The sequence below is a fragment of the Microcoleus sp. AT3-A2 genome, from assembly GCF_036705685.1.
In the GTDB taxonomy this organism is placed as follows: Bacteria; Cyanobacteriota; Cyanobacteriia; order Cyanobacteriales; family Microcoleaceae; genus Microcoleus.
The window spans coordinates 84,537-107,582 of sequence record NZ_JAUBVF010000010.1 but is presented as its reverse complement, the minus strand read 5'-3'; the positions used below and the strand labels follow the sequence as shown (position 1 = coordinate 107,582).

Here is a 23,046-nt window from a genome sequence, read left to right as displayed (position 1 = left end):
TCGCCCGAAACGGTGAATTTGGTGCTCTTCGGTGGCAATGTCGGCAGTAGTCCGTCAATTTTGACGATTAATGATGTTGTCGCGCCAACTGGGACGACGGCAACTCCGACGCCGGCGGCGACAACTCCGGCGCCAACGGCCGTTCCAAACTATTTCTTCAGTGCGGCTAATTACAGCGTCAACGAGGGCAGCACTGCGCCGATTACCATCAATCGCAGTGGCAACGTTACGGCACCGAGTGCGATTTTGTTCCGCACGGGTGACGGTAGTGCTAGTTCTCCAGCGGATTACAACAGTGTGACTCAAGGGATCTTTTTTGCAGCCGGACAAACTAGCGCACAAGTTCCTGTTCAAACTTTATTTGACAGTCTCGCGGAGCCTACTGAAACGGTGAATTTGTTCTTGAGTGGTGGCAGCTTGGCTAGTCCGTCACTGGCAGTTTTGAGCATTATCGATCCTACTGCTGTCGCTCCGACTTCCTTCTTTTACGGTTCGTCTCCCGATCCTATTATTGATGGTGGTTCTGGAGCTTTTACAATTAATCGGACTGGCAATACTTCGGTTTCGGCTTCGGTGGACTATTTGATTGCTGGTGGTTCTGGTGTACCTCTAAACACCATAGACTACACAATTAGTCCATCGGGGAGTTTTACTGGAGGCACGGTTAACTTTAATCCCGGTCAAACTACCGTTAGTCTGATGATTACCAATAATCCAGGTTTGACTGGTGGGTCGGTGGGTTTAGGCTTTGGCCCAGGTGCGAATGTCGGCAATCCGGGATCGAATACAATTACTCTGATTTAAGGCTGTTAGTAGGGCGAGCAATCCTTGCTCTACTAATATGTCCCGCAAGTAGTTAAATGCTTTTTATCAGTCTGATTCCTCACTACAGCTTTTTTCAAGAAAGCGAGGTACGCGGGTAAAATCTTCGCTGTGTGACAGTCGCTGGCCCCGACAGCTAATGGGATTCACCTACAGGGCTGATTGTGGGCGGCCTCGACCAGAATCCCATTGCTGGTGCTAGTTTCGTGGCTTTCAACCCATTTGCTACTTCGGTCTGATAGAACCCCTTCAAGGTCGTACTCTTAGATGCTACGCGCGTTATTCGAGTACGACCTTGAACTCTTGTATATTGAAAGAAGTAGATGGCGATTTGCCCTTATGTGGGGGTTTTTGAGATTGTCGGTTTTTGCTAATTATTATAGGTAAAACCCGCCCCTAAAATTATCGATTGGATATTATTGTTTTTTTGCGTTTACCTACTTAATCCTTAATTTGTTGATAAGCTTGCTGACACTGTTCAAAGATTGAGGCGTCAGCTTCCGTATTCCCAAAATATAGTTGCTCATGTATTCTTATCAAAGTTTCGTAAGGCACTGGCTGGGGTAATTGCTGGATTAATTGCAAATATTCCCCATCAGTGCGACTGGGTTGGTAAACCACGGTTCCCGCATCATTTAACCGCTGCAACACCGCCATGTAAAGACAGCGGCAAGCTTGGCGGTATTTCCCTTGCTGCTGCAACTTTTGCGATCGCAACAACCACTCTGGCACCGATAAATCTTTAATTGTTTTTTTTGCACTGCCATCAGTTGTTTGATTCCTCTTTTTGAAATTATGAATATAAAAACGTAACAGTTGCCAAATCTGCCAACTTGCCCAGACTGCGAGCAATGCTAAGATTAACCAAAAGGCGGCTTTAGCGATCGCGCCCAAGATGGGGGAATCAAACCAAGATGGCAATTTGACATTTGGTATATTTTGGGCAGTTTTTAGTTCCCACCATTCCTGCAATCGTTGTTGCGACTGTCCTAATTGCCAACCCAAATTAGTTTTCTCAAAGGAACTTTCAGACATAGCTTTAAATCAATGAGTAAATTTTTGATTGCGGATTGGAAGTTTTTTTCTTCTATCATTATCCCCAAATCGCCGACTTCTTAAAGAAATCGGGGATAAGAGAAAGAGAGCGCGATCGCATTTGACGTTTGATTAGGTTGACTTAAATGCGGAGTTATTGTCTCTAATCCAAATCGCCGCGCGATCGAGAATCGCATTTGACTGATAGTGTTCTAAAGAGGCGATCGCCCAACCGATACAACTCAGTTTAATTACCACACTGTTCTGTTTTTTGTCAACTATTTATAGACTCAAAATTGATTTTATTGAATTTTCCTTCTTCCTCAAATCCGTTACATCCCGTACAGTGCGCGTTGCCGAACTACCTGATGCCATAAATTTTGGGATACTTAACAGCCTCATAAGAAAATTTATAAAGATTTACAAAAAAAACGTGTCAGAATGAAGACAATAAGGTAATGGGTAAAAGACAAGGAGGCACTGATGGTAGCGCTGACTGAACGAGTCCAACGCAGATTGACGGTGGAAAAAGTCGAAATTGCCTCTGATACAATGGCAATTCGATGCCTGGACTGGGATAGAGACCGCTTTGACATCGAATTCGGACTCAAAAACGGTACAACTTACAACTCATTCATCATTCGCGGTGAAAAAACTGCCCTCGTCGATACCTCGCACGAGAAGTTTCGCCAGCAATACATGGAAACTCTGACGGGCGAAATTGACCCGAAAGAGATTGACTATCTCATTATCAGCCACACCGAACCAGACCACAGCGGTTTAGTCAAAGACGTGCTGGCGCTGGCACCCCAAGCGATTGTCGTGGGGGCGAAAGTAGCCATTCAATTTTTAGAAAACCTTGTACACCAACCATTTGAGCGATTGGTAGTCAAAAACGGGGACAAACTAGATTTAGGAAACGGCCACATAATCGAATTCGTATCGGCGCCAAACTTGCACTGGCCCGATACTATTTTCAGCTACGACAGCAAAACTCAAGTGCTGTTTACCTGCGACGCTTTCGGGATGCACTACTGTTCCGACAGTACCTTCGATGACGATTTAGCAGCAGTTGAGGAAGATTACCACTTTTATTATGAGTGCTTGATGGCTCCCAATGCTCGATCGGTACTCGCTGCGATGAAGCGGATGGCAGAATTGGGAGAAATTGGTACAGTTGCGACCGGTCACGGGCCGCTGCTGCGGCACAATGTGGTGGAACTTACCGGACGCTACAAAAAGTGGAGCCAAGCGCAAGCTAAGGCAGAAACCACTGTAGCGGTATTTTACACTTCAGACTACGGATTTAGCGATCGACTCAGCCAAGCGATCGCCCACGGTATCACCAAAACCGGTGTCGCTGTGGAAATGATGGATTTGAGAATCGCGGACTTGCAAGAAGTTGCGGAACTTGTCGGTAATGCTGCCGGTATCGTAATTTGTTCGCCGCCAAGTAGTGGTACTGCTGCTGCGAATGCCGAAGCCGCAATCAACACAATTTTAGTTGCAGCTAACAACAAACAATCTTTCGGTTTGTGCGAATCCGGCGGTGGCGATGACGTATCTATTTACCCGCTGCGAAACAAATTCAAAGAGTTGGGTTTAAAAGAAGCATTTCCCAACATTTTAATTAAAGAATCACCGACAGAAGCAAGTTATCAACTTTGCGACGAAGCCGGCACTGACTTAGGACAGTGGCTGACGCGGGACAAAGCAGTCAAACAGATGAAATCCCTCGACAGCGACCTCGATAAAGCCTTGGGACGAATCAGCGGCGGACTGTACATCATTACCGCCCAAAAAGGCGATGTTAGCGGTGCGATGCTAGCTTCTTGGGTAACGCAAGCTAGCTTTAAACCGCTGGGTTTAACAATAGCAGTTGCGAAGGATCGGGCGATCGAATCGATGATGCACGCGGGAGATAAATTTGTTCTCAACGTGCTGGAAGAAGGCAATTATCAAACCTTGATGAGGCACTTTTTAAAGCGTTTTGCTCCTGGTGCCGATCGATTTGCGGGAGTTAAAACTCAACCAGCAACCAACGGTTCTCCCATTCTGACAGATTCTTTGGCGTACATGGAATGCGAAGTAGTCAGCCGGATGGAACTTTCGGATCATCATATCGTATATGCGATCGTCGATAGCGGCCGCGTATCCAATCCAGATGCACTGCCTGCAGTTCACCACCGCAAAGTGGGAAATCATTATTAGCAAGTCAGTTGTCAGTTGACAGTTGACTGTTGGCAGTTGTCAGGTGCAAAGGGGAAATTCCACGATATATTGATTGACTGTCTGAGTCAACACACCCCACACGTATTAGTAAGGTGCGTCAGCAGATGTTTTATTCGACTTCATCATCTACTATCTACTGACGCACCCTACAATTAGAGTCCAGGACGCAACTGGCTACGCAAAAACTCTCAACTTTGGGTGCTTGTGGCGCATCTTACCGGGTTCTCGGTGTTGGGTGCGCCACAAGCAGCAAACCGGGCAAACCGTTGTCATTTAGACTCCATTTTTACTAGGAATTGCCAATGCCTGCCAATCTTTTAGAAGACCGAGATTACACAATTATTATTGCCAGAAGCGATGCCAGCAGAAACCCTCAACATCCTTGGTACGAGGAGTGGGTAGAAGCACAGGCCTCTCTGATCGACTTAGCAAAAAAATGTCAGCAATTTGACAGCGACGGCATCACCCTTTACGAAGCTTCTACTCCTATGTGGAAGTATAAAAATTCAAATGTTGCCCGCTTAGCTGAAATTTTGCAGCGACAAAATACGGAACCGGATTCAGCAAAGCCGACTGCAATTAATTTGGAAGAAGCTCTGAAAGCAACTTTTAACGATTATTTTGCAAGCAAACCAAATGCCAAAGGGAAGAACGGAGCAATAATTGTTGCAGTCCTAGATCAAAAACCAGAAAATACCGCTGCTGTTGCCGAAATTCTTGTAAGTACGGCCAATACAATAGATAAAGATGAAGAAATTGGAGTCAGCTTTATCCAAATTGGGGATGATTTGGAAACTAGGGAATTTCTGACTGACCTGGATACCAATTTACAGGGTAGAGGTGCAAGGTTTGACATTGTAGATACCAAGTTTTGGCACGAAATCAAAAGAAGTTCTGTAGTTCAGTTTCTCATAGGTGCAATTAATGACTAACACTTTGACTCCTAGACTCGCATCTGATGCCAAACCCCGCGACGTGCAGTTTATCCCGATCGCACTCGATACTTTTATTGTGCGATCGCGCACTTGGGACAGACTCAAATTTGAAGTCGAGTATTCGCTGCAAAAGGGTACGACAGCCAATAGCTATATTATTCAAGCTGACAAAACAGCTTTGTTCGACCCGCCGGGGGAATCTTTTACTGAAAATTACCTGGAATTTTTGCAGCAACGGGTGGACTTGACCAAGCTAGATTACATAATTTTAGGGCATTTCAATGCTAACAGATTAGTAACAATTAAAGCTCTGTTAGAATTGGCTCCTGAAGTAGCTTTGGTTTGCACCAATCCAGCAGCAATTAGTTTGCGAGCCGCTTTTCCCGACCAAGAATTAAACATCATGATCGTTCGGGGAGAAGAAACTCTCAACTTAGGAAAAGGTCACGCCTTAAAATTCATTGCGACTCCGACTCCCCGTTGGCCTGATCAACTTTGCACCTACGATCCGCAAACTCGAATCGTGTTCACTGACAAACTATTTGGAGCTCACGTTTGCGGCGACCAAGTATTCGATGAAGGGTGGAGCGTTTACAGCGAAGATCGGCGCTATTATTACGATTCCCTGCACGCATCTCAGGCAAAACAAGTGCTGACCGCAATGGATAAATTCGCCGATTTACCAGCAGCATTTTATGCTCCCGGTCATGGCCCGATCGTCCGTTACGGCCTTAATGAACTGAGCAATTTGTATCGGGAATGGAGCCAGCAACAAAATTCAAAAGACTTGACAGTTGCTTTGATTTATGCTTCTGCTTACGGAAATACGGCGACTTTAGCGCAGGCGATCGCCAAAGGAATTACGAAAGCCGGCGTTGCGGTAGAAAGTATCAACTGCGAATTTGCCGAACCGGGAGAAATTAAAGAGGCGATCGAGAAATGCGCGGGATTTATCATCGGAACTCCCACGCTAGCAGGACACGCTCCGACGCAAATTCAAACTGCTTTGGGAATAGTTTTATCTACCGCAACTAAGAGCAAATTAGCGGGGGTTTTCGGTTCTTTTGGCTGGAGTGGAGAGGCGATCGACTTAGTGGAAAATAAGCTGAAAGATGCCGGCTATCGAATTGGATTTGAGCCGATTAGAGCCAAATTTAAGCCTACGGCGGCGACGATTCACGAGTGCAAAGAAGCGGGAACGGATTTTGCTCAAGCTTTGATTCGATCGCAAAAATTGCGGGCACCGAAACCGCAGTTAGCAGCGGGTAGCGATCGCACTGAACAAGCCGTAGGGAGACTCGTCGGTTCGCTGTGCGTACTCTCGGCGAAGCGGGGGGATGTTAGCAGTGCGATGCTGGCTTCGTGGGTGTCGCAAGCAACGTTTAATCCGCCCGGTGTGACGATTGCGGTGGCGAAAGATCGATCGATCGAAGGTTTGATGTACGCCGGAGATAAATTTGTGCTCAATATCTTAGCAGAAGGGCGACAGTTGCGGAAGTATTTCATGAAAAACTTTGCTCCGGGAGAAGACAGATTTGCCGGAGTCGAAACAATGGAAGCTAGCAACGGCTGTCCGGTTTTGACTGAGGCTCTAGCTTATCTCGAATGCGAAGTGATAAGTCGGATGGAATGCGGCGATCACTGGGTAGTTTATGCCGCGGTTGAAAACGGTCATTTGCTAAAAAATGACGGAGTGACAGCGGTGCATTACCGGAAATCTGGGAGTCATTATTAAACTACAGCTAGGACACGGCAATGCCGTGTCCCTACAAATACATCGAAGTTTTTATCTGCGTTCATCCGCGCTCATCTGCCCTCATCTGCGGTTTAAAAACCGATTTACTTGTCCTCAGCAGTCTTTTCCGGCCACAGATAAATAGCGCCAGAAATCAAAGTTAAAGCTACAGAAACCCAAAAAGCAATTAATGTGGGAAAATTCCACGCTTCAGACAGAGGAGCAATTAAAAGTGCGATCGCCACAATCTGACTTACCGTCTTCAACTTCCCCCAAATATTAGCTCCCGAAATCGTAGTTTTATTAACACGCCACCCCGCAATTGTCAACTCCCGACCAAAAATCAAAAACACTCCCCAAGCCGGGATTTTCCCCAACTCAATCAATACCAAAAGCGGCGCGAGAACCAACAATTTATCCACCAAAGGATCGAGAAACTTACCCAAATCCGTAATTTGATTCAGCTTCCTAGCCAAATAGCCGTCCAGCCAATCAGTAGCCGCAGCTACCACAAAAATTGCGGTGCAAATCCAGCGGCTTTGCGCGCTTGGGTCGTACAAACCGTAGAGCAGAAAAGGCACTCCCAGTAAGCGAGAAAACGTAATCAAATTAGGCAAATTCATAATAGCAAGAAGTTCGGCAACGCGCAGTGTAAGGGATTTAACGGATGTAACAGATATCAGGAAGAAATCAGAAGTCGATCGCGCAATTGATTAACTGTCGATCCAGTTCTATGATATAATCTCTGCCGTAAGATTGATTTTCTAATCCTTGTACCAGATTTTCTGGCAGGTCTTGGGCAATTTCACTGCTACAGGAACCAGCAGCTAAAGCAATAGTTGCTACTGTATCGACATCACCCGAAAAAGCAATGCAATCTTGGAGCAGTTTGCTCATACTATCATTTCGCATAACCGCAGTAATAGCTGCTCTAACACAGACCAAACCTTTAACGCTGACTTGTCCTTGCCAAGGTATCGACCACTCACCAGGTACGTGCTTTTCTAGAAAATTCCCCAAATTTTTCTTTAAACCTAGCTGATAAATAAAGTAATGGGACATCAAAGCTGCTGCTATAGCTGCTTTAATGCCATCAGGACTGTTGTGAGTAATGGCAGCTTGAATGGTAGCATTTTCGATGACTTTTTCAATAGTAGGAAAAATGCCGATCGGCCCGGCTCGCATCGCCGATCCGCTTTTATCGCTAGCGGAGTGAATTTTTTCTAAGAATTCTTTTCCGTCTTGAACTTGTAGCAAAAAATTGTAAAATTTGCCAGCATAACCAAATCGCCGATCGCGGTGAAAAGCTGCAACAAATTTGCTGGCTAGAAGTTCCGGTGTCCAAGGTTCTCGGCTGACGATCGCTTCTGCGACTGCTAAACTCATCTGCGTATCGTCTGTGTAACATCCAGGCTGGATGTCGTGACGGGGATGCTTTATGTAACCGTTGAGATTGTTGTACAATTCGATCGTCTGCTGGTCAACAAATTCAAAACCAGCACCGTAAGCGTCACCAATCGCTAATTCTATTAACATATATTTAATCCGTTTCCAACTATTTCATCCCCTGTTTTTTCCTAAAATTTAAAATCCAAAAACAACCCAAAACAGCAAGTCTATTAACACGCACCGTTTTTACTGAACACGACCCCAATTGTTTTGCAAATCAGAGTGATGTCGTAGACAACAGACCACTTGCCCTGATAGGCGAGATCCATCTGCACAATATCGTTAAAGTCTTTAACTCCAGACCGTCCGTGGACTTGCCACTCCCCAGTCAGCCCGGGTTTTACATTTAAACGTTGCCAGTGAAAATCGTCATAGGCAGCAACTTCATCAGGAGTGGGCGGTCGAGTTCCCACCAAACTCATGTCACCGACTAACACGTTCCAGAATTGAGGCAACTCATCCAAACTCGTGCACCGCAAGAAGCGGCCGACGCGGGTAATTCGCGGGTCATTTTCATTCTTAAAAATGTGACCCTTGGCTTGGTTGTTAACTAAATGTTTGAGATTTTCTGCATCGACAACCATCGATCGAAATTTCCACATTCTGAAATGTCGCCCTTGGAAGCTGCAGCGGACTTGACTGTACAGCAGCGGGCCTCGATCGTCCAACAGCATAGCCACTGCCACCGGCACCGCCACCACTGCAGCAATTGCCAGTCCCAGCAGCGAGCCCAAAATATCGATCGCCCGCTTTACCTTGCTCGTTACCGATCGGTGATGCTGTTGTTTTGATACACAGACTTTGTAAGTAAATACTTGAAAAAATAAGGACAGGATCTCTGATAATGATGATTTCGACGAGGCACCCATCGGAAATTTCATATGATTTGTCTCAACTTTAACGATCTCTTACCTCCATCTTATTAGCCATCCCAAATCTGCAGAACCTGAAATGCTTAGCTTTGCACAATCTTTAAAAACCAATCACACTTTTATAAAGTTTCTATGTATTTTTTATAAAAAAGTATAAAGTGTATGTAAAGTTACGTAAATTTACATACAAAAGTTAGTCCTGGACGCAAAAAAACCTGGTTTCGACTAGGACTCTTCCCGGAAGACAGGGAGGATTCTACTGAGAAACCGGGTTTTTTGCCGTTTAGCGATAAATATCGGTGCGAACATCCCAAGCAAGTGTTAGCGGCTCTAACAATTTTTGCTGGCTGCTAGAGGCGAGTTTGCCTAAATATTCACGAACAACAGAGGCGTGTTCCAGATTCAAACGATAACCCCGTGAGACATCTTCAAAGAAAAGTGGCTCGGCCAAAATTACTTCCCAATCGGGATTTTGCCTTGACTCCTCGGCCAACAGCATGAAATCTTCCTCCGCAGGCACAAGTCCCGCCGGCAAATTTCCTTCCAAAATCCGCAGAATTCGGGGTTCGCAGGTACGGGTATTCACGCCCTGGCGTTCCAACAACTGCAAAATTTCCTGAAAGCTCAGAGTTTCCTGGCCCAAAACCTGCATTAATTCCCACAGCAGAAAAAAGTCGCTGTACTGCTGCTGCGACACATCCAAAATTTGAGGATAGAGAGCCAAACTCGCTAAGCCGCAGGCAACTCGACCAATTTTTTGGGGAAAATTTGTACTTGGAGATACAGAATTTAATCCAGAATTGTCAATCTCAAAAATATCTTGATCGACCTGCAATTCCTGGTCTTGAACCACGATCGCATTCGGCAGCTTCTGTCGCAACCAGCGGGCGATCGCAGGCCAAGCACCCATACCCCCCGCACAAATCGCCTGATTAATCCCCGCCGGCGACATTCCCGCGCGGCTAAGCAAAGCATTCAATTCACGGTTCAACTGCTGCACAAAAGGCACTAAAACCAGACTTTCCAAATCTTTGCGCTTCACATCCCAATGCTGCTGGCCAATATCCAAAGCAAAACTTTTTTCATGCTGCAAAATAAATTTTATTTGCCTTGCCGCCTCTAACAATTGCAAACCAAAAGCAGAACCTTGTAACCGCTGCTGCAATTGATAGCGACTCGGCAAATCTGGATGGCCAGGACGTGGCAAATCGATCGACATTCCCCAAGTTTCATTTTTAGCCAACAACTGACAGATAATATCCTGATCGAAAGCATCGCCAGCAAAAGCAAAACTATGGCAAGTAAAATCAGCACGAGTTAAATCTTGAAGATTGGACGGCAACTCAACTAAAGCTAATTCCACCGTCGCCGCCCCAGCATTCAAAATCAAAGTTCCCCCGCTAAAAGACGAAGCATTCAGCGGTGCAGCTTCTTCACCGCCCTTAGCAGAATCCACGGCTGACGACTCGACTTCCATGCCATTTTCCACAGGATTTACAGCAGCAAGCAAAGTGGCGATCGCATCTTCCACCACAAAAATTTGCGAACCCGAAGGCACCAGAGACGCGCCCAAAACAGCCTCCCGCAGATTAAACATATAAACATCAGACCAGCCGGCCGGAGTCCCCAAAATTACACCCTGCAACTCTAAAAGTGCCGCATCGAGAGTTTCTGGCGTCAGTCCCGAAGCCCTACAAATTAAATTAGAAACTGGCAATCCTGCAAAATTCGCCCTTGGTGCAGAATCCAAAATTTCCCCTGATTCGGCAAATTTTTGCCCCTGCTTCCTCGGGTTCAAAGTAGCCAGCAGTGCCCGCACACATTGCAGCGGCAAGGCGATCGAAAAAGCCTGCAAGGGCGACCACTGCAACAGCGGTTCGTACATCCCAGCAGCCTCCGGCTGATAAGGAATGCCCACCTTTAAAGGCAATTTAAAATTTTCCAGTAAAAATTCTCCTGCAGGCAAAGCCTGGGGTCGGAATCCCACCGACTTGACTGTCACCTCTGACCCTGGGCTCCCTGGGGCTGTTTGGGCCAGCACCGCAGCCGAGGGAATCCGATAACTGGCGTCTGCTGCCCAAGCCTCAGCCTGCGAAGCTTCCCAGTAAATCGGGTGCAACTGGCCACTGGTACGATCGAGCAAAGCCGCAGACAGCCCACTGGAACCGAAATCAATGCCCAAATACCAGCTAGAATTCCGGCGTTCTGGGGATGGGGCGATCGCACCTGCTGCAGAATGCCCAGCCGAGTCTTGCTGCTGTGTCCCGGCAAACTCCCTAAAATCAGTTTTCTCCTCAACAACTCCTGCTTTACTCTCTGTCGAAATCAGGTTTTTTTTTTACTTTCTGGAGGAGTCGATCGCACTTCGTTGGTTTCGGCAGTTTCTGGAGGGGGAGAATCAGTCAAAGGTCGCTCAGTCTCGGTCAAACTAGCCAAAATCTCGTCTAGCGTCAAATTCGACTCGTCTTCCTCCGCAAACAAATCATCCTCAAGTTCGTCTTCCAAAACAAAAGGTTCATCATCAGAGGAGAGTTCCAACACATCGGAGAACAAATCCTCCAGCGTGCCGAGTTCTTCCTCTGCCGCCTCCGCAAAGGGATTGTTTGCAATGCCTTCGGGGGAACTCGCCGATAAATCCAAGCTGTTAGCGACTGAGAAATTCGATCGCCCGAAGCTAGTATTTTCCAATCCCTCCAGATTGTAGAGGTCCGCCTCCAAAAGTTCCAGAGTATTGTTGTCCAAATTTAGAGATCGATCGAGGTCATCTTCTAATACCTCGACCGGCAGCAAATCCTCGTCCGGCGAAGCTTGGATGTACCCATCATCGAGCCGCTGCGAGGATGAGTCGAACTCGCCAGTTTGAACGTCACCGGCACTCGGCACACGGGACTCGGCACTGGGGCGGTTTGGGCTAATTTCTGCAGGCGTTCTCACCGGCAAAGCTGCTGATTGAGGCACAGTAGCGCCGAACTGCTCGCCTTGGTTTTGAGCCGTTTCTAGAGTTTCTCGATCGTCCGCGTCAAGTTGCACCTCGGCGGTTGAGGCTGGTGGTTCTGAAACTTGAGGTACTGTTGATACTTGCGGTTCAAATAAATCGGCACTATCTAAAGTTAGAGGCTCTACAGAATTCCCCATTACAAAGTCTGAATCTTCATCTACTAAAATCTCTTCCAGAGATTCGCCTTCCTCTAGCAGATTTACAAACAAATCTTCGGTCATTTTTAGCGATTCGGCAGTTTCCTGATCCGTCGCCGCTTGATATTCTACGCCTTCAGTTTTTGTCTCAATTACAGTGTTTTCTACCGGGAAACTTTCGATTTGTAATTCTACTTCAGGAACCGCTTCTCCCGCAAACAAACTTGCATACAAATCCTCAATCTCTTCTTCGGTTTCTGTTAACCTATCCTCCGAGTCACCGCCAGTAAATCGAGTTGTATTTCGAGATGTTTCGGGTGTAGAACCCAACAAATTATCTTCCAACTCCGGGAGCAAAATTGGGGATTGAATGCGATCGCGATCGCGCCTCAACTGTCTGAATTGCGGAGAAATTTCTGTACCGGCGTAGGGAAATCTGTCTTGTTCTCCGAATTCGCCGGTGCGAATTTCCTGCACCGAGTCTCCTGTCTGAGTCTCTGCAGTATTTGAAGGGGCGGGAGCGACAGAAGAGCGATCGGCTGCGGTTGGGGTGACGGTTTCGTTTGCTAAATCGATCGGTTGTTGAACGTAGGAAGACGCTTCTCGCCCCAACTGTGAGGCCAAGTGGTTGACCAAAGCCGCGAACATCGCCTCGCTCTGCTGGCTCAAACCGTACATATTTTCGAGTTCTTGTCTCAAGGAAGCTTGATAGCTTTGCAGATTTGCTTGCAAAGCCTCGAACACGATAGCCATCCGAGAATCGAGACTCATCAGCAGACTGTCAGCATGAGATTGGAACAGTTGCATTTGCTCCAACCTCTGAGCCGGCGTCAGCAGCGGGTGCTCTTCTGAGGTTTGTGGGTTAAGTGTTACGTCAATAGCCGATTGTTCATCAGGCCCACTGCCCAAAGAGTATGGTACTGCGCTGCTTTGCAATAACTGATTTTCTAGGGAACTTAGAATTTGGGAGAAATCGCTAGTCAAGGTTTCTTCCAAGCGGGCAGTCAGTACCTGCAAGAATTCAGCAATGATTTGCTGTTGGTTGGCTTGTTGCTGAGCTAGGGATTGTTGCTGCTGCCGTTTTGCTTCTAGCTGTTTGATTTCTTGAATTAGAGCTTGCTGCTCTTGCCGCAGAGCTTCTATGTCTTCTTGGAGCGGCCCTGTCAGGCTGGAACGCAGGTGGCTGATTTCTCCGGTTACGGCAAGCATGATTTGCTCTGCGGCTGAGGGGCCAGGGGCGGGCAGAGGCACTTTGGGTACTGGAACTGGTTGCGGGCGGACATTTGGGCGGGCGGGGGCCTTTGGGGCCGTTAGCTTTGAGTCTGAGGAAACCAGATAAGCGCGAACTCGCTCTAAAAGTTGGCGCTGGTGGACAGTATCAATCGAACCCGTCCAAGGCAAGCGGGGTGCGGGCTTGCTGAGTACCTCGTCTATCTCAGCAATCAGTGCTTGAATTTTGTACTTCTGAGAATTCAAGGGCGGAACCTCTGGGAATGCGGCTTGGGAGAAACTTTACCGAAAAAAGACTCAAGTCAGGCGACAGCGATGCCAATAGATAGAATAATCTGAATGGGAGTCCGTCAATCGATTTTAGATTTGAGATTTTAGATTTTAGAATTGAAGCATTGACCCGACGGATAAATTTGGGGGTTCCTTTATCGGATACAGGTTTTTTATTTCTGGACGGATGAATCCGGGGGGTTGTATCCTGGATGCTTGATTGTCAATTACTCACTAATATTTTATGGCAACTGTTAATTAACGTTTTGTCTTCGGATAACTTCTATTGCCTTTGATAGGTTAGCCGGTACTTCCGCACCAAATGCCCGCTTCTATCAATTGCAAGTGCTTTCAAATTATGCGGCTCAGGGGCGAGTTTCCCTGCCCGGAGGCTGATTCCTGCTCGTAAGAGCTGCGCTCCCGAAGAACTTTTGCCTTCACCCGCTTAAACGGCTGACCGCACACTGTCATCGCGAGTTTCGTTAGCATGGCGGCGCGCCACTGTCTCTTCATCTTTCACCGACTTGGAAAAAACCTCAAACAATTTTCGATTTGGGATACCGAGATGCGGGATTGTCCCTGTGTACTGGGTTTGAGTAACCTTTAATTATAGCCTTTTATATGTATTCATGGCTAGATACTAATGGTACAATAATCTTGGGGTAGCAGAAAAGTTTGCTGGGAAGTGGGTGGGTTTCGATCGCCAAGAGCGCCAGTCTTTAGGCTCGCAATGGCTGTGGATTTTGCAGATTTTGCTGACATTGGCCAGGTTTTAGGCAGTTGCTCGGATTTGGGATCTGTCTACCGTGCTTCCAGGCTTGTGATCGTGGATTCGGCCTTCTCGACAGCAGGGCCGACTGACAACAAATCTCTCAGCAGTGTTAAGCTTATCTTCGCGAAGTGTTTTCAAAGGTAATTCGATCGGCTCAGTCGTTTGCCACATTGCTAAAATTTTGTTAATAAAATTTTCTCAGTGGTATATATCTAAAAAATTATGGTATATTCTTTAGTTTCTAGCTCCCAATCAGAGCTTGAGGCTATTAATTCCCATATTGAGCCTTTGACCGCAAAACTTTAGAGGTAAAATTGCCGATTTTAGATCCTTGTTTCTCAAATCTTGAATCTCAAATCGAATGACTCGGCTGCAAGCTATTTCTAACTGCCCAGCGCAGCTCAAGCGCATAAATTAAAATGATGGCCTCATGGAAGACCGCTTTAACACCCGAGATCCGCAGTCCAATATAAATCAATTGATAGTTTCTACTCCTTTTTTTGCAGGCTTGCCCGATCCTGTAATTGAGAGAGCAACTCTCCACATCGTTACCCGCAGTCATCCGGCAAATCAAGTGATTTTACTCGAAAATGACTGGGGAACATCAGTGTATTTTATATTGGATGGTTGGGTGAAAATTCGCACCTACAACCTAGACGGAAAAGAAGTAACACTGAATATTTTAGGGAAAGGAGAATTGTTCGGGGAAATGGCCGCGATCGAAGAAGCACCGCGATCGACAGATGTGATCACCCTAGCCCCGACACTGATCGGCAATATGCCATCTCAGGATTTTGTGCAGCTCATTCATACCGAGCCGCTAGCAGGCATTCGGCTAGCTCAACTGATGGCCAGACGCCTGCGACAAGTCAACCGCCGCCTGCGTTTGCGAGAGTCCGACAGTACCTCGCGAGTAGCAGATATTCTCTTGTTTTTGGCCGAGGGGCAAGGCAAAAAAATCCTGGAAACAGGAGGTACAGAAATACCGAACCTGCCACACAGAGAATTAAGCAGCCTCAGCGGGCTGGCTCGCGAAACAGTAACGCGAGTGCTGAGCAAGCTGGAAAAAAAAGGAACTATTCAGCGCGAACGTGACGTTTTGTGCATTCCTGACCTGCACGCCTTAGAGCGTCTGTTAGTCTAGAAGTATCAGAGATTGCTAATTTGAATTAGATTCAAAAGCACTCTCTGTTAACTAATTGATATGAATGATTTCCCGCAGGAGGTAAAGCTGTGAGTTTTAAGAAAATTTTCGCCGCCTTAGATGATTCTGAACTGGGCCACCGCGTCTTCACTCAAGCTTTAGAATTAGCTCTGAGCGATCGCGCCCAGGTGATGCTATTTAACTGCGTTACTGTCAACACGCTGGGCGAGACGGCAGTGCCAATTCCGGTAGATTTGGGCATGAATGTCGAGCTAATGAATCAAGCTTATCAAGCTCAACGTTTGCGACTGGAAAACGAGGAAAAACAAGCTTCGGGTTTGCTGAAAAATTACTGCGACGCCGCAGCAAACAAAGGATTGCAGGTGGAATATGACTGCAAAATGGACGGCGATCCGGGGCATTGTATCTGTGAAGCCGCCGAAAACTGGGGCGCAGATTTAATAGTGTTGGGGAGGCGTGGCCGCACGGGGCTCGCAGAAGCTTTCCTCGGCAGCGTCAGCAATTATGTCGTTCACCACGCACCTTGTTCGGTTTTTGTAATTCAGGAAGCCAATTGATTTTAGATTTTAGATTTTAGATTTTAGAATTGAAGCATTGACCCCACGGATAAATTCGGGGGCTCCTTGATCGGATACAGGTTTTTTATTTCTGGGTCCTGAGTCTGCTTTCGGAATGAATCCGGGGGCTTGTATCCTCGATGCTTTCGGTCAAAATCGAAAAATGATGCTGCTGAAAATTTTTGCGGAGAAAATCCATCTAAAATAAGACTTGCGTTCCTACCTAAACCCGGTTTCTGCGAGCAATATTAAATTTGGCGGCGAGGCATCCAAATAGTGAAACCAGGAATCAGCCGTATCGGGCGCAAGTCCCGTAAAATCTAAAATCTAAAATCGGAAAATCGGAAAATCGGGAATCAGCCGCATCGGGCGCAAGTCTCGTAAAATCTAAAATCTAAAATCTAAAATCTAAAATCGGATGAGTGATTTTTTGTCAGCAGATGCTGCGTCTAATTCGGGTAGTTCACCCAGTACAAATAACGAGCCGCAAACCGCCGATATTTCAGCAATGGCTGGCGATCGCACAAATCCAGATCCGGGGAAGCGGCCCTCTGGGGAAGAACCTTTAAGGCTGGTAGAAACGGCTTTTTTGGCAAGTACCGCTAGCTTAATTTGGCTGGTAAATTATTACTTTCCGCTGGGGCCTTTGCTGCGGGTTTTTTTCCCGATACCCATCGCCCTGGTTTACTTGCGCTGGGGCAACCGAGCCGCTTGGATGGCAGCTTTGGTATCGGGTTTGCTGCTGTCGGTACTGATGGGCCCGACGCGGAGCATTTTATATGTGATGCCTTTTGGAGTTATGGGAGTTGCACTGGGAGGACTTTGGAGGCGCAAAGCGAGTTGGTCACTCTCTGTTAGTGTGGGTGCAGTAATTGGTACTGTAGGCTTCTTTTTTCGGTTTTGGCTGCTGTCAGCGTTGGTGGGTCAAGATCTTTGGGTTTACGTAACCGCCCAGGTAACAGAGATGGTGGAATGGGTATTTGTGAAGCTGGGCTGGCTTAATGTACCGAGTTTGAACACAATTGGGGCGATCGCCGCCGGGATGATTTTGGTTAACAATATTGTCTATTTATTTGTAGTGCATTTAGTAGCTTTGCTGCTATTAGATCGTTTGGGAAATCCAATTCCGCGACCACCAAGCTGGGTGCAAGTTTTGATCGATTATGAAGAGTAGTTATTGGGCATGGGGCATGGGGCATGGGGCATGGGGCATGGGGCATTGGGCATGGGGCATTGGGCATTGGGCATTGCTAATTGCTACTAAATAAGTCATGACTAATAAGTAATGACTAATGACTAATGACTAATGACTAATATATCTCTCCTGAAAAGCAAGTCTTGAACAGGCAGGATGCCTGTTCCACAATAATTATTGGAGAGGTGTAATAACTAATGACTAATGACTAATGACTAATGACTAATGACTAATGACTACTGACTAATGACTACTGACTAATGACTAATTTATGATTGGTATTTATACAGAAATCGAACAGGGGCAGCGGTGGCTCGATCGCTATCGGGGACGAAAACCGATATTTGCCTGCGTGTTAGGATTTACCGCTACAGGCTTAATTCCGGGGATTTCAGCAGCAGGAGCAACCCCGCACGATCGACAATTTACTTGTTTAGCCGATGCAGAATTTTTGTATAACGGCCCTCAACCTTCGCCCCAATATCCTTTGCCACCCCTAGAAGCGGGTGCATCACCGGTACTCATATCTCACGCTGTAGTCGAAGCTTTGGAACTTCCGCTTTATCTATTTAATGCTGGTTTGCCCCTCCCACCTCCGGTACCTGCAATTGATTTGGGTGGCACTCCAGCAAAGTGTCTGATTTCTGGGAATGCTTTAGAACTCGAAACAGTCAAACATTTGCTCGAACAAGGATTAATTTGGGGAGCTAAATTGGCTGCTCAAACTAATGGCAGCTATTTAATTTTAGGGGAATGCGTAGTTGGGGGAACGACTACTGCTTTGGGCGTGTTAATGGGTTTGGGTATTGCAGCCGCGGGCAAAGTTAATAGTTCTCATCCTCGCTGCAATCACGCTCAAAAATTGGCTGCGGTGACAGCGGGACTCAATAATGCTGAGTGGAAAATTGGCGGACAAAACAGCACTCCCCTAGAATTGGTAGCGGCGGTGGGCGATCCGATGCAAATAGCGGTGGCTGCAATGGCGATCGCCGCGAGTCGGACTTGCGGGGTGCTTCTAGCCGGGGGGACGCAAATGCTGGCAGTATACGCTTTGATGCAAGCCTTAGCCCATGAATATGCTCTGCTATGGAGTCCCAAACAAGTTGCGGTGGGGACTACGCGCTGGGTAGCCGAAGACCCTACAGGAGACACTGTAGGACTTGCTAATGATATCGGCGGTGTACCTCTGTTGGCGGCGCAGCTAAATTTTGCTGGATCTCGCTACGCGCAACTGCAAGCTTACGATCGCGGCTATGTTAAGGAAGGTGTCGGTGCGGGAGCGTGTGCGATCGCCAGTGGTCTGACTGCAAATTGGACTCCAACTCAACTCCTTCAAGCTGTTGAAGCTTTAGCCTCGCGGTGTGAAATTCAACATTAGAGAGTCCTGGAGGCAAAAAACCAGGTTTTTACTGAAAATATTGGGGTTTTGCAGCGACGAATACACTCGCAAACCGGGTTTTTAGTTTTCTGTGCGTCTAGGAATGTTAGGAATTAAACATTAAAAATTCAGATGCGGCGATCGAACTGCGAACATGGTTGTGCTGCTCACCCAGCTTCCTTTTTGCTGAATAATTATATCACTTTTTCGAGCATTTCTGATTTTAGATTGACAGAATTTTCTACACAATATCTGGCTTTGATGCAGTATTCCCCTTGCTAATTGCGGGAGCTAAAAAACTCTATGCAATAAATCTATAAGTAGACGAGCATAAATCAACGCAACTTGTATTTTTTTTTAATTACTACCGATCCCCGCTAGCAATATTTAATTAGGCCCGCCTAGATGTTGCGAGTGCATTCTTTTGGAGAGCAACTGTTCTTCCAAGGCGGCAATTCGATTGTAAGCTGCTGTTAGCTGAGCTGTTAAGCGCTGGATTTGAATCTCGGCGCTCAGCTCTTTTTCCAGGCTTTGAGAATTCTTGTCGAAGTAGCTGTCATCTAACAGTATGTCTTTGTGTTCGAGGAGGCCGTCGAGACTGCTGTAGCTTTGATAGGGCGATGTTTGGTCATTTCCTACCGTTCCAGAGCGATCGTTTCTCTGTTGCTGGGTCAGCTTCGTCTCTTTGGCAGACTCCAAGAGCTTTTCATTGAGGTTTTCTATGAGTTTGTAGAGGGCCTCGACTTGTTGGCTCAATACTGTAACTTGCTGGCGGAGCGCTTCCATACAATCATCCTTTGGCTCGTAACTTATATCTTTACATTTTAGGTAAATCTTTACATAAGTTGGATTTATCACTAAATTATTTAATTTTTGACGTAATTGTTGTGTTCCCAATCCTGACGGTAGATTTAGGGAGCCAGCTTGAAGATAATCGCTCGCCATTGGTGAGTCGATTGTAGATTTTAGATTTTAGGTTTTACATAGTCTTGGACACAGGAACCGGGTGGGTTAACCCCCATACTTCGTTCAAACCTTCAATCAGAGTTAAAACCTCGGGTTTCTGAGACTCGGATCGCAGAGCGTCCTATTAGATTGACTTCGCTCTCGCCAGTGCTTTCAGGATTCAGATGAGTGGATTTTTAGTTTTTTTAGTTATTAAGCTGTCACCGATTTAAAAAGGATTTTTTACTTCGGTTGTGTAAAAAGCGTCATCCAACGGCAAATGGCAGCGCTCTCGTTGTTTCGTTATAGTGACATCCTCCCACACCAAATCAAAGATTATGGTATGGGCTTCCCAACATCACTGTTGGAAGATTTCCTAGTTCTTCCCTTGCGGGATTTCGCCTCTGACGCCGACTGACTTTCGTCAATCCCCGGCAGACCGACTGCATAGGCATTTTCTATTCCGCAAAGTCCTTGCGTACTAATGAGTTCTAAACCACGCAACCTAATAACTTCGGATGCTGCGTGATCTCTATCGGTTTGATATCCGCACTCACCACATTTATGAACTCGTTCGGAAAGCTCTTTTTTACCCGTATGTGTGTTGCACTTAGGGCAAGTTTGAGACGTTCCATCTGGATTGACGCGACAAAAATAGATTTGATGCTTCTTGGCGACCCACTCCAACAGATTGAGAAATTGACCAAAAGCAGCATCCAAGGTATGTTTTCTCAACATCCCCCTGGACATCGCTTTCAAGTTCAAGTCCTCAACAAAGACCATCCCAATACCTTCCTTGGTACACAGATGGTTAGCCAGTTTAAATTGCCAATCCTTCCGAACTCTAGCAATGTGGTGGTGGAATCTGGCAACCTTGATTCGAGCTTTCTCACGGTTCTTAGAACCCTTTTTCGTTCGGGCATACTTACGTTGCAGCAATTCCAGCTTGCGGTACAAGGATGTCAGGAATCGGGGTCTAGCAATAAACTCTTTATCCGAGGTTGTCAAAAACTTGGACAGTCCCAAATCGATACCCAGCGCATCGACCTGCGGTTGAGCGTCAGGTATCGACATATCAGACTCAATTGTCACTACAACTTCCCACCTATCAGCTTTCCTCAATACCCGTGCTTGCTTAACCACAAACCCCTCTGGGATAGGTCGATGCAAGTTGATAGGTATCTTCCCAAGTTTGGGCAAGCTTATCTGCCATCCCGTAATGGGATTGGTTTTGAATTGAGGAAACAGCATGGACTTGATTTGTCCAAACTTCTTGAAGCGAGGAAAGCCAAACCCCCGCGACTGAAAATAATTCCAAGCGTCATGCAATCTACGAATAGTAGTTTGCAGAACTTGAGAAGGGGCTTCGCCCAACAACGGAAACGTTTTTTTCGCTTTAGGAAGTTCGTTCTGTTGAGGGTAATAGGTAGGGAATGGCTTGTCGGCTGGAATGATGTATTCTCTCTCCAGCGAACAATAGTTTAAACTACATTTACGCGAATTGACCCAATCTTTGATTTCTCGCAAAGCGTAGTTATAAACCTTGCGAGAAATTTCCAACCAATGAAGCATCGTTTCTGCTTGGTTGGCGTCGGGATAAATTCGGTAGCAGTAGTTCATTATCAGAGTCATACAGTCAACTCTAACACAGAACTACGGGTCTATAAATCTATACCTGCTACCGATTTCACGCCTGATTGACCGGATAAAATCGGTGTGGGGGAGCAATAAGTCCCACACCATAATCTTTGATTTGGTGTGGGACTTATTGCTCCCCCAGACCCCCTCGAATAGTTAAAAAATGTAACACAGATGCAGTCGATCGCCCCGGCTGGCGAGCGAAACTGGCTCAAAGGAACTTGCAGCACAGAAATTAGGCGTTAAGTTGAGGGAGTTTTCGGCATCGGAAAGCTCGATCGACAAGGTAGAAGGTAAAATCAGGGCAAGACTCAAACAGACTCTCTTAGCAGCAGAACCGAGTACAATGGCTCTGTGTTTGAAAAAGAAATAAAACAAATCGGCGCCAACTACCGGACTCGACAAACAATTATTTCCGGGGCTGTAGAACACAAAACGATTGGTCAATATTTAGAAAAGCGGATTGACAGGTGAAACGAAGGTCTTTGCTATTGGGGGCCGCCACCCTAACTTTAAGTCAATTGGCGGCAGGGTGCGACTCGAAGCCCATTCTCAAAATTCGATCGCTCAAAAACGGTATTCCGGCCCAACTGGTAAGCAAATTTAGGCGCGATGTACAACCGTCTCCGCTTTTACAGGTAACGCAAGAACCACAATTAAAAGAATTATTCGCCCTGTTGCAGGAGTGGAAACGGGTTCCCGAATCAAAAAATCAAGCTAACTTGGTGATGTTGGGAGATTACTGGCTGAGTTTGGCAATTAGGCAAAAATTGATTCAGCCGATCGATCCTGCTAAGTTTGAGAATTGGGAACAATTGCCCGAAAGATGGCAAAAACTCGTCAGGCGCAACGATGAGGGTAAATTAGATCCTCAAGGTAAAGTGTGGGCTGCACCTTACCGCTGGGGAAGTACGGTAATTGCCTATCGAACCGACAAATTTAAGGCTTTGGGGTGGACTCCGACAGATTGGAAAGACTTGTGGCGAGTCGAATTGCGCGATCGAATTTCTCTGCCGGACAGTCCCAGAGAAGTTATCGGTTTAACATTAAAAAAACTCGGCAAATCTTACAATACGCAGCAATTAGATCAAGTCCCAAATCTCAAAAAAGAACTCGCAAATCTGCACCAGCAAGTTAAAGTTTATAGTTCTGATGCTTACCTGCAACCATTAATTTTAGGCGATACTTGGTTAGCCGTAGGTTCCTCTGGAGACTTGCTGCCGCTGCTGCAAACTCAAAAGGATATTGCTTTAGTAGTTCCGGTTTCGGGAACTGCACTTTGGACAGATTTGTGGGTACAACCAGCATCGTCGCGGAATCCAGTTTCTTTAGTGGAAAAATGGATTGATTTTTGCTTGCAGCCTCGGGTTGCTCCTCAATTATCTTTGCTGGCTAAGGCTAGTTCCCCGATAATTGTCGGCATGAAACCCGATAATTTGCCGGAAGCTATTCGCACTAATCCTGTGTTGTTGCCGAATGCTAAGATTCTTGCTGCTAGCGACTTTCTGCTGCCTTTTGGGGATGCTGGTATTGCCCAATATCGATCGCTCTGGCAAGAAATTCGCCAAGTAGTGAAAAGTTAAAATGTAGGGTTCGTCAGTCACCAACCCACAAGCGCCGAGAAAATCATCAAAACTGACGCACCTTAAACCGTAGGGTTCGTCAGTCACCAGCCTTGTGT

General features: G+C 46.5%; 20 protein-coding genes. 10 read left to right on the top strand and 10 right to left on the bottom strand.

The genetic code is table 11. From position 1 onward, the window contains the following. Window positions 1-804 (top strand): Calx-beta domain-containing protein (locus QUB37_RS08970; protein ID WP_333161077.1); only part of this gene is annotated, 804 nt, incomplete at its 5' end. 459 nt (window positions 805-1,263) lie between these two features. Here the strand turns inward: QUB37_RS08970 and QUB37_RS08965 are convergent. Together QUB37_RS08965 and QUB37_RS08960 are read right to left on the bottom strand one after the other, a co-directional pair. Beyond that, complete coding sequence (locus QUB37_RS08965) at window positions 1,264-1,857, bottom strand: DUF4129 domain-containing protein (protein ID WP_333161074.1); 594 nt, start codon at window positions 1,855-1,857, stop codon at window positions 1,264-1,266. A gap of 132 nt (window positions 1,858-1,989) precedes the next feature. Continuing rightward, window positions 1,990-2,115, bottom strand: a complete 126-nt coding sequence (locus QUB37_RS08960; protein WP_333161072.1) for a hypothetical protein — start codon at window positions 2,113-2,115, stop codon at window positions 1,990-1,992. Window positions 2,116-2,340: 225 nt separating this feature from the next. On the opposite strand from QUB37_RS08960, the gene QUB37_RS08955 reads away from it, so the two are divergent. From QUB37_RS08955 to QUB37_RS08945, 3 genes are all read left to right on the top strand, one after another. Continuing rightward, the gene (locus tag QUB37_RS08955) at window positions 2,341-4,068 is read left to right on the top strand and encodes a diflavin flavoprotein (protein ID WP_333161070.1); all 1,728 of its coding nucleotides are present in this window, start codon (window positions 2,341-2,343) and stop codon (window positions 4,066-4,068) included. Window positions 4,069-4,391: 323 nt separating this feature from the next. Further along, window positions 4,392-5,021, top strand: a complete 630-nt coding sequence (locus tag QUB37_RS08950) for a hypothetical protein (RefSeq protein ID WP_333161068.1) — start codon at window positions 4,392-4,394, stop codon at window positions 5,019-5,021. Beyond that, complete coding sequence (locus QUB37_RS08945) at window positions 5,014-6,759, top strand: diflavin flavoprotein (protein WP_333161066.1); 1,746 nt, start codon at window positions 5,014-5,016, stop codon at window positions 6,757-6,759. Before QUB37_RS08950 ends, QUB37_RS08945 begins: the two co-directional genes overlap by 8 nt. Before the next feature lie 104 nt (window positions 6,760-6,863). On the opposite strand, the gene pgsA is transcribed toward QUB37_RS08945, so the two are convergent. The 5 genes from pgsA to QUB37_RS08920 all read right to left on the bottom strand — a co-directional run bounded on the left by pgsA (window position 6,864) and on the right by QUB37_RS08920 (window position 13,691). Then, window positions 6,864-7,382 (bottom strand): CDP-diacylglycerol--glycerol-3-phosphate 3-phosphatidyltransferase, encoded by a 519-nt coding sequence (pgsA, locus tag QUB37_RS08940; RefSeq protein ID WP_333161064.1) that lies wholly within the window; start codon window positions 7,380-7,382, stop codon window positions 6,864-6,866. 67 nt (window positions 7,383-7,449) lie between these two features. Further along, the gene (locus QUB37_RS08935) at window positions 7,450-8,295 is read right to left on the bottom strand and encodes an ADP-ribosylglycohydrolase family protein (protein WP_333161062.1); all 846 of its coding nucleotides are present in this window, start codon (window positions 8,293-8,295) and stop codon (window positions 7,450-7,452) included. Between the two features lie 83 nt (window positions 8,296-8,378). Continuing rightward, a complete protein-coding gene (locus QUB37_RS08930; protein WP_333161060.1) occupies window positions 8,379-9,089 on the bottom strand; it encodes a sugar transferase in 711 nt (236 codons plus the stop codon). Between the two features lie 274 nt (window positions 9,090-9,363). Further along, window positions 9,364-11,262, bottom strand: a complete 1,899-nt coding sequence (locus QUB37_RS08925) for a hypothetical protein (protein ID WP_333161058.1) — start codon at window positions 11,260-11,262, stop codon at window positions 9,364-9,366. Between the two features lie 143 nt (window positions 11,263-11,405). After that, on the bottom strand, window positions 11,406-13,691 hold the full coding sequence (locus QUB37_RS08920; protein ID WP_333161056.1) for a hypothetical protein: 2,286 nt from the start codon (window positions 13,689-13,691) through the stop codon (window positions 11,406-11,408). Between the two features lie 1,226 nt (window positions 13,692-14,917). Between QUB37_RS08920 and QUB37_RS08915 the strand changes: the two genes are divergently transcribed. The 4 genes from QUB37_RS08915 to cobT all read left to right on the top strand — a co-directional run bounded on the left by QUB37_RS08915 (window position 14,918) and on the right by cobT (window position 18,782). Beyond that, the gene (locus tag QUB37_RS08915; protein ID WP_333161054.1) at window positions 14,918-15,631 is read left to right on the top strand and encodes a Crp/Fnr family transcriptional regulator; all 714 of its coding nucleotides are present in this window, start codon (window positions 14,918-14,920) and stop codon (window positions 15,629-15,631) included. An 89-nt stretch (window positions 15,632-15,720) separates the two neighbouring features. Beyond that, window positions 15,721-16,209 carry a universal stress protein gene (locus QUB37_RS08910; protein WP_333161052.1) on the top strand — a complete coding sequence of 163 codons (489 nt, stop codon included), beginning with the start codon at window positions 15,721-15,723 and terminating at the stop codon, window positions 16,207-16,209. Window positions 16,210-16,627: 418 nt separating this feature from the next. Then, window positions 16,628-17,383: a DUF2232 domain-containing protein gene (locus QUB37_RS08905; protein WP_333161050.1), complete on the top strand. Its 756-nt coding sequence runs from the start codon at window positions 16,628-16,630 to the stop codon at window positions 17,381-17,383. A 292-nt stretch (window positions 17,384-17,675) separates the two neighbouring features. Next, window positions 17,676-18,782 carry a nicotinate mononucleotide-dependent phosphoribosyltransferase CobT gene (gene cobT, locus QUB37_RS08900; RefSeq protein WP_333161048.1) on the top strand — a complete coding sequence of 369 codons (1,107 nt, stop codon included), beginning with the start codon at window positions 17,676-17,678 and terminating at the stop codon, window positions 18,780-18,782. A 387-nt stretch (window positions 18,783-19,169) separates the two neighbouring features. Here cobT and QUB37_RS08895 read toward each other — a convergent pair whose 3' ends face one another. From QUB37_RS08895 to QUB37_RS08885, 3 genes are all read right to left on the bottom strand, one after another. Then, window positions 19,170-19,568 (bottom strand): hypothetical protein, encoded by a 399-nt coding sequence (locus QUB37_RS08895; protein WP_333161046.1) that lies wholly within the window; start codon window positions 19,566-19,568, stop codon window positions 19,170-19,172. Window positions 19,569-20,063: 495 nt separating this feature from the next. Further along, window positions 20,064-21,359, bottom strand: coding sequence for a transposase (locus QUB37_RS08890; protein ID WP_333161044.1), 1,296 nt, complete (start codon window positions 21,357-21,359; stop codon window positions 20,064-20,066). A gap of 162 nt (window positions 21,360-21,521) precedes the next feature. Next, window positions 21,522-21,680: a hypothetical protein gene (locus QUB37_RS08885; RefSeq protein WP_333161042.1), complete on the bottom strand. Its 159-nt coding sequence runs from the start codon at window positions 21,678-21,680 to the stop codon at window positions 21,522-21,524. Between the two features lie 39 nt (window positions 21,681-21,719). Between QUB37_RS08885 and QUB37_RS08880 the strand changes: the two genes are divergently transcribed. Further along, window positions 21,720-21,839: a hypothetical protein gene (locus tag QUB37_RS08880; protein WP_333161040.1), complete on the top strand. Its 120-nt coding sequence runs from the start codon at window positions 21,720-21,722 to the stop codon at window positions 21,837-21,839. Continuing rightward, a complete protein-coding gene (locus QUB37_RS08875; protein WP_333161038.1) occupies window positions 21,836-22,948 on the top strand; it encodes an extracellular solute-binding protein in 1,113 nt (370 codons plus the stop codon). Before QUB37_RS08880 ends, QUB37_RS08875 begins: the two co-directional genes overlap by 4 nt. Window positions 22,949-23,046 lie beyond the last annotated feature (98 nt).

Excerpts from the sequence above, each read along its gene's own strand:
- QUB37_RS08965 (WP_333161074.1), bottom strand. The coding sequence starts at position 1,857 with ATGTCTGAAAGTTCCTTTGAGAAAACTAATTTGGGTTGGCAATTAGGA.
- QUB37_RS08955 (WP_333161070.1), top strand. The coding sequence starts at position 2,341 with ATGGTAGCGCTGACTGAACGAGTCCAACGCAGATTGACGGTGGAAAAA.
- QUB37_RS08950 (WP_333161068.1), top strand. The coding sequence starts at position 4,392 with ATGCCTGCCAATCTTTTAGAAGACCGAGATTACACAATTATTATTGCC.
- QUB37_RS08945 (WP_333161066.1), top strand. The coding sequence starts at position 5,014 with ATGACTAACACTTTGACTCCTAGACTCGCATCTGATGCCAAACCCCGC.
- pgsA (WP_333161064.1), bottom strand. The coding sequence starts at position 7,382 with ATGAATTTGCCTAATTTGATTACGTTTTCTCGCTTACTGGGAGTGCCT.
- QUB37_RS08935 (WP_333161062.1), bottom strand. The coding sequence starts at position 8,295 with ATGTTAATAGAATTAGCGATTGGTGACGCTTACGGTGCTGGTTTTGAA.
- QUB37_RS08930 (WP_333161060.1), bottom strand. The coding sequence starts at position 9,089 with ATGAAATTTCCGATGGGTGCCTCGTCGAAATCATCATTATCAGAGATC.
- QUB37_RS08915 (WP_333161054.1), top strand. The coding sequence starts at position 14,918 with ATGGAAGACCGCTTTAACACCCGAGATCCGCAGTCCAATATAAATCAA.
- QUB37_RS08905 (WP_333161050.1), top strand. The coding sequence starts at position 16,628 with ATGAGTGATTTTTTGTCAGCAGATGCTGCGTCTAATTCGGGTAGTTCA.
- cobT (WP_333161048.1), top strand. The coding sequence starts at position 17,676 with ATGATTGGTATTTATACAGAAATCGAACAGGGGCAGCGGTGGCTCGAT.
- QUB37_RS08895 (WP_333161046.1), bottom strand. The coding sequence starts at position 19,568 with ATGGAAGCGCTCCGCCAGCAAGTTACAGTATTGAGCCAACAAGTCGAG.
- QUB37_RS08890 (WP_333161044.1), bottom strand. The coding sequence starts at position 21,359 with ATGACTCTGATAATGAACTACTGCTACCGAATTTATCCCGACGCCAAC.